General features: G+C 36.4%; 6 protein-coding genes and 1 tRNA gene. 1 reads left to right on the forward strand and 6 read right to left on the reverse strand.

The features are described 5' to 3' along the window. Positions 1–22: 22 nt before the first annotated feature. The gene (locus ACLBWW_RS28055) at positions 23–652 is read right to left on the reverse strand and encodes a redox-sensing transcriptional repressor Rex (protein ID WP_000437704.1); all 630 of its coding nucleotides are present in this window, start codon (positions 650–652) and stop codon (positions 23–25) included. A gap of 187 nt (positions 653–839) precedes the next feature. Between ACLBWW_RS28055 and ACLBWW_RS28060 the strand changes: the two genes are divergently transcribed. Beyond that, on the forward strand, positions 840–2,774 hold the full coding sequence (locus ACLBWW_RS28060; RefSeq protein ID WP_217993817.1) for an ABC-F family ATP-binding cassette domain-containing protein: 1,935 nt from the start codon (positions 840–842) through the stop codon (positions 2,772–2,774). A gap of 407 nt (positions 2,775–3,181) precedes the next feature. Here the strand turns inward: ACLBWW_RS28060 and tsaD are convergent, their stop codons facing one another. From tsaD to ACLBWW_RS28085, 5 genes are all read right to left on the reverse strand, one after another. Then, a complete protein-coding gene (tsaD, locus tag ACLBWW_RS28065; RefSeq protein ID WP_000414582.1) occupies positions 3,182–4,198 on the reverse strand; it encodes a tRNA (adenosine(37)-N6)-threonylcarbamoyltransferase complex transferase subunit TsaD in 1,017 nt (338 codons plus the stop codon). After that, complete coding sequence (rimI, locus tag ACLBWW_RS28070; protein WP_048542996.1) at positions 4,198–4,641, reverse strand: ribosomal protein S18-alanine N-acetyltransferase; 444 nt, start codon at positions 4,639–4,641, stop codon at positions 4,198–4,200. Before rimI ends, tsaD begins: the two co-directional genes overlap by 1 nt. A 13-nt stretch (positions 4,642–4,654) precedes the next feature. Next, positions 4,655–5,347, reverse strand: coding sequence for a tRNA (adenosine(37)-N6)-threonylcarbamoyltransferase complex dimerization subunit type 1 TsaB (gene tsaB, locus ACLBWW_RS28075; protein ID WP_048542995.1), 693 nt, complete (start codon positions 5,345–5,347; stop codon positions 4,655–4,657). After that, positions 5,328–5,801 carry a tRNA (adenosine(37)-N6)-threonylcarbamoyltransferase complex ATPase subunit type 1 TsaE gene (gene tsaE / locus ACLBWW_RS28080; protein ID WP_048542994.1) on the reverse strand — a complete coding sequence of 158 codons (474 nt, stop codon included), beginning with the start codon at positions 5,799–5,801 and terminating at the stop codon, positions 5,328–5,330. Before tsaE ends, tsaB begins: the two co-directional genes overlap by 20 nt. Positions 5,802–5,975: 174 nt before the next feature. After that, positions 5,976–6,051, reverse strand: a tRNA-Asp gene (locus ACLBWW_RS28085). Between the last annotated feature and the right edge of the window lie 18 nt (positions 6,052–6,069).

The following is a 6,069-nucleotide window of genomic DNA, read 5'->3' on the forward strand; positions in this document are numbered from 1 at the left end:
CAGAGGTCGCTTCCTCTGCGTTTTATTGTGGATAATTCTTTAAAAAGTAAACAAGTGTTTGTAACTCTACCGCTAAATCAATATGGTGAATTCTTATATTATCTGACACATTTAAGCGCGCTGGTGTGAAATTTAAAATACCATGCACGTTCGTTTCTGCCAATCTATCTGCTACAGATTGTGCTACTGTAGCGGGTACTGTTAATATTGCCACTTGTATATCAGTTGATAAACGTTCTTCTAATTCATCTAAATGATATACAGGAATGCCCCCGATTTCTGTCCCGACTTTCTCTTCACTAACATCAAACGCCATTTCAATTTTTGTATTATTGTTTTTCGTGAAATTATAATGTAAGAAAGCGGTCCCTAAATTACCTACTCCAATAAGTGCTACACGTGTTATATCATCTTGGTCGAGTGTTTCACGGAAAAATGATAATAAATAATTTACGTTATATCCATAACCTTTTTTCCCTAACGCTCCAAAATATGAAAAATCTCTTCGAATCGTTGCGGAATCAACTTTTACCGCTTCACTCAATTCGGCTGATGAAACACGTTGCTTACCAGAAAGAGATAAGTTTTGGATAAATCGATAGTATAGAGGCAATCGTTTGGCAGTGGCCTGTGGAATTTTTTGCTGCTCCATATAACCTCTCCTCTCTTCCTATCTTTATTCATATACTTGAATCAAATACAGAAGTTTAGCACTCATGAATTTCCCTGTATAATAAAGAGAAGAAGTATTCTCTCTTTATTTTAAACTATACACTATTTTTAGTATGATTGAGAAATATAAACATGGCAAAGTTAAGAAATTATTTGAGGTGAAAACATTGATTTTATTACAAGTAAACGCGCTTACGAAATTATACGGTGCCGAAACGATTCTTGCAAACATAAAATTGGAAGTTCAAACGAAAGATCGTATCGCATTAGTCGGACGAAATGGGGCCGGAAAATCTACACTATTAAAAATAATAGCTGGTGAGCTATCTCATGATGGTGGCGAAATTATAAAACCAAAAGATGTCTCAATCGGATATTTAGCTCAAAATACCGGGTTAGAAACGTCTTTAACAATTTGGGATGAAATGTTAACCGTCTTTACACACTTGCAGCAAATGGAGACAAAACTTCGAAGGCTAGAGCAAGAAATGGGAAAAGAAGAAAACTTTTCAAACGAGGCTACATATGAAAGATTATTAGCTGATTATGACCAATTGCAATTAGATTATAAAGATCAAGGTGGATATCAATATGAAGCAGATATTCGCTCGATTTTAAGTGGTCTTGGCTTCCCAGTTGAAACGCACCAGACGACGATTTCTACATTAAGCGGTGGACAAAAAACACGATTAGCTCTCGGTAAATTATTATTAACGAAACCAGACCTACTTATTTTGGACGAGCCTACAAACCATTTAGACATTGAAACATTAACATGGCTTGAACAATATTTACAAGGCTATCCTGGCGCAATACTAATCGTTTCCCATGACCGTTATTTCTTAGATAAACTCGTTACACAAGTATATGAAATTTCGAATAAAGAAAGCAGACGATTTGTTGGTAACTACAGTAAATATTTAGACTTAAAATCAGCATTATACGAGCAAGACATGAAACGTTATGAAAAACAACAAGATGAAATCGCTAAGCTTGAGGATTTCGTTCAAAAAAATATAGCGCGCGCATCTACGACAAAACGTGCTCAAAGCCGTCGTAAACAATTAGATAGAATGGAATTATTGACTAGACCATTAGGTGATTCTAAGTCAGCATCCTTCCACTTCGATATCGAAAAACAAAGTGGAAATGATGTTTTACAAGTAAAGGATGCAACTATCGGCTATGATGATGATCCGATTATTGAACATGTAACTATGCGCTTAACTCGCGGGGATAGCGTTGCTTTAGTTGGTCCAAACGGAATTGGGAAATCCACATTATTAAAATCACTTGTGAATAAGTTACCACTATTAAATGGTGATGTTTCTTTCGGATCCAATGTATCTGTTGGTTATTATGATCAAGAACAAGCAAACTTAACATCTTCTAAGCGAGTTTTAAATGAGTTATGGGATGAATATCCATTGCAGCCCGAAAAAGAAATTCGCACGATATTAGGTAACTTCTTATTCACAGGGGATGATGTACTAAAACCAGTATCTTCTCTTAGTGGTGGACAAAAAGCTCGATTAGCTCTTGCAAAACTTATGATGCAAAAATCGAATTTATTAATTCTCGATGAACCTACGAACCATCTTGATTTAAATAGTAAAGAAATTTTGGAGAATGCTTTAATTGATTATCCAGGCACCCTTCTATTTGTTTCACATGACCGCTACTTTATTAATCGTGTAACGACGACCGTTGTTGAGTTGTCAACAGAAGGTGCACAAGAGTATTTAGGCGATTACGATTACTATGTAGAGAAGAAAAATGAAATGATTGAACGTGCAGCATTTGAACAACAAGAACATCAAGAAAACCAAGCACCTGTTCAAAAAACTGTAGCTCAAGAGAAATTAAATTATCTCGAAGAAAAAGAGCGTAAACAATTAGAACGTCAACGCACTCGAAAAATTGAGGAACTAGAACAAAATATTGTAGAATTTGAAGAAGAAATTGCTACGTTAGAAGATCAACTTTGCTTACCAGAAATATACGCAGATTATGAAAAGGCTAGTGAAATTACAACGAAAAAGCAAACACTACAAGAGCAACTTGATGCTTGTATGGCAGAATGGGAAGAATTACATTTATAAGAGTATGAATAAGAAGGATGTCTCATAAGTCGGGATTTTTGACTATGCGACATCCTTTTTATCTTCTAGCTAGGGTATAAACGATTCGACACGACATACCGATTTACCGACAAAGTTTGACAATGTTGGCTCGCCCCTATAATAAGGGCACATTTCAAAATGTTTTTTAGAGATATCTTCTTGCGATTTATTTCCCAAAAAAGAATACATTCAAAGGTCAGACTTCATCTACTTTATCCACAGGTTTATACACATATCCACCTTTATAAAATAAACCCCAAAATAACTTTTCCACATTATCCACAAATCTCAAAAAAGTTATCAACATTTTATATACACAATAAAACCCACATTATCAACAGATAATATGGGTTTTATCCACAAGCTGTGGTTAATTTTGTGCATAACTATTCTTCAATATCTAATCCTGGATTTGCATTTAAAGCTAATGTAGCACGTTTTCCTTGTTCATATGCAATTGTACCTGCGGCTGCAATCATCGCTGCATTATCAGTACATAAAGATAGTGGAGGAATAATTAGCTCGATATTTTCTTTTGTCGCAAATTCCGCTTCCAAACGTGCGCGAAGTCCTTTATTCGCAGCTACTCCACCAGCAAGAAGCAGTTGCTTTACGTTATACGCTTCTGCTGCACGAGATGCTTTCGTTACAAGTACATCTATTACACTCGCTTGGAAACTTGCTGCTAAATCTTCCGGTGCAATTTCTATCCCGCGTTGTTTCGCGTTATGCACAGTGTTGATAACTGCTGATTTCAATCCACTGAAACTGAAATCATACGAATCAGGTTCTAGCCATGCACGAGGCAAATCGATTGTCGGTTCCCCTTCATGTGCAAGGCGATCAATGTGAGGACCACCTGGATATGGCATGGATAACGTTCGAGCTACTTTATCATATGCCTCTCCAGCTGCATCATCTCTTGTTTCACCAATCACTTCGAATGAACCATGTTCTTTCATATAAACAAGCTCCGTATGTCCACCAGATACAACAAGTGATAGTAGTGGGAATTGAACTTCTTTTACTAAACGGTTCGCATAAATGTGCCCAGCGATATGATGAACACCCACTAGAGGAATATCATGTGCAAAAGCCACTGCTTTCGCTGCATTTACCCCTATTAAAAGCGCTCCTACTAACCCAGGTCCTTCTGTTACAGCAATTGCATCAATATCATCAAATGTGATATTTGCTTCTTTTAAAGCTTCTTCTAACACAACTGTAATTTCTTCTACATGATGACGGGATGCAATCTCTGGTACAACTCCGCCGAAACGTTTATGACTTTCAATTTGTGATGCAACGACATTCGCAATAATTTCCGTTCCATTTTTAACAACTGCTACTGCTGTTTCATCACAACTTGTTTCAATACCAAGTATAATCGTATTTTTTTCCATTATATATTCACCCACATTACGAGACCATCTTCCTGATTGTCTGCATAGTATCGTTTACGAATTCCACCATTTTGAAATCCGTATTTTCTGTATAACTGTTTTGCTACTTCATTTGATACACGTACTTCAAGCGTCATCGTTTTTACCCCTAAATCTTTCGCTTCGGAAAGAACTTCTTTCAATAAAGCATCCCCTAGCTTTTGACCTCTGTATTCTGGCAAAATGGCTACATTTGTTATATGTGATTCATCAATAATTATCCACAATCCACAATACCCAATTACACGACCATCTTTTTCTAACACAACATAATGTGCATGTTCATTCGTCGTTAACTCACGGTGAAAGGCATCTGCAGTCCAAGGAGTTGAAAAAGACGCTTCTTCAATAGCTACAATTTGAGCGATATCATCGAGTTCCATCTTTCTAAATATCATATCCATCTTCTGCAAGCTCCTACTTGTTTTGACTTTCTAACCACTTTGTTTCAGCTTCAGCTAAACGAAGATAACTAGGAACAAATGAATGTACATCTTGTTCTTCTTTTTGTAACCCTAAGAAAGCTAATTCACTTGGTCTTGGGTTATTTTTAGTGAAGGGAGCAAATACAGCTTGGTTGCCTAAATGTTCGATAATCGTCTCTTTGTGCAGTTTAACATCGTTACCAATAAATAAAACAGGCTTTCCTGTATCTTTTAACATTTGCAACCAGTCTACAATAAGGATGATTCGATCTTCTTCTATAGAAGTTAAATGCTCTCCTTCATATGTATATAACCCAGTATAAATTTGTCCGCGTCTTCCATCGAATAAAGGACAAATTAATCCATCAAAATTAGCACCGTTTGCAGCCACTACTTCTAAACTTGATACACCTACAATTGGTATTTGAAGTGACCAAGCTAATGTTTTTGCAGCTGTCACACCTATGCGAACACCTGTATATGATCCAGGTCCAGCAGCTACAACTATTTTAGTTAATTCTTTCGGTTTTACACCACATTCTTTTAACAATTTCTCTACAGCTGGCATAAGACGTACAGAATGGTTTTTTGTTAAGTTTGTAATGATTTCCCCAATTACGTTTCCTTCCTCAATAAGGGATACACCCATTACGTAATTTGAAGTATCAATTGCTAGTACTTTCATCTTGTAATAGCTCCTCACATAATCTAATATATCGATCTCCAATTGGCTCGAGTACAATTTTCCTTGTATCATCTCCAGCATGGAATAAACTAATTTGTAACTTCTCATTTGGTAAAAATACTTCTATTAAATGAGCCCATTCTACTACAGTAATTCCTTCACCGTAGAAATACTCATCAAAACCTAAGTCCTCTTCACTTTCTGCTAAGCGATACACGTCCATATGATATAGCGGCAATCTCCCTTTATATTCTTTAATAATATTAAAGGTAGGACTATTTACAACTCTTTTCACTCCAAGACCTTTTGCTAGTCCTTTTGTAAAAGTTGTCTTACCAGCCCCTAGATCTCCTTCTAAAATAATTACATCTTGCGCCTGGGCAAGTCCACCTAGTTTTTCTGATAATCTTTGTGTTTCCTCAGAAGAGTTTGTTGTTATTTCATATTTACTCACAGACTTCACCTACTTTACTCACAATGTTCTCTGCTCTTTATTATACAGGTTTTGAATATATAAAAAAGTCCTTAGGAGTTTTCCTAAGGATAGTTTGACTGTCTTTATTAGTTTTTTGTTAAAACAAATAAAAAAATACGAAACAACATGTTTCGTTCTTTTCTTTATATAAAATGGCGGTCCCGACCGGGGTCGAACCGGCGATCTCCTGCGTGACAGGCAGGCATGTTAACCACTACACCACGGGACCATTTGGTTGCGGGGACAG

It is taken from the genome of Bacillus sp. M5A3_1b, assembly GCF_053345335.1.

Coding starts and splice junctions, on each gene's coding strand:
- ACLBWW_RS28055 (WP_000437704.1), bottom strand. CDS start 652: ATGGAGCAGCAAAAAATTCCACAGGCCACTGCCAAACGATTGCCTCTA.
- tsaB (WP_048542995.1), bottom strand. CDS start 5,347: ATGAAAGTACTAGCAATTGATACTTCAAATTACGTAATGGGTGTATCC.
- tsaD (WP_000414582.1), bottom strand. CDS start 4,198: ATGGAAAAAAATACGATTATACTTGGTATTGAAACAAGTTGTGATGAA.
- rimI (WP_048542996.1), bottom strand. CDS start 4,641: ATGGATATGATATTTAGAAAGATGGAACTCGATGATATCGCTCAAATT.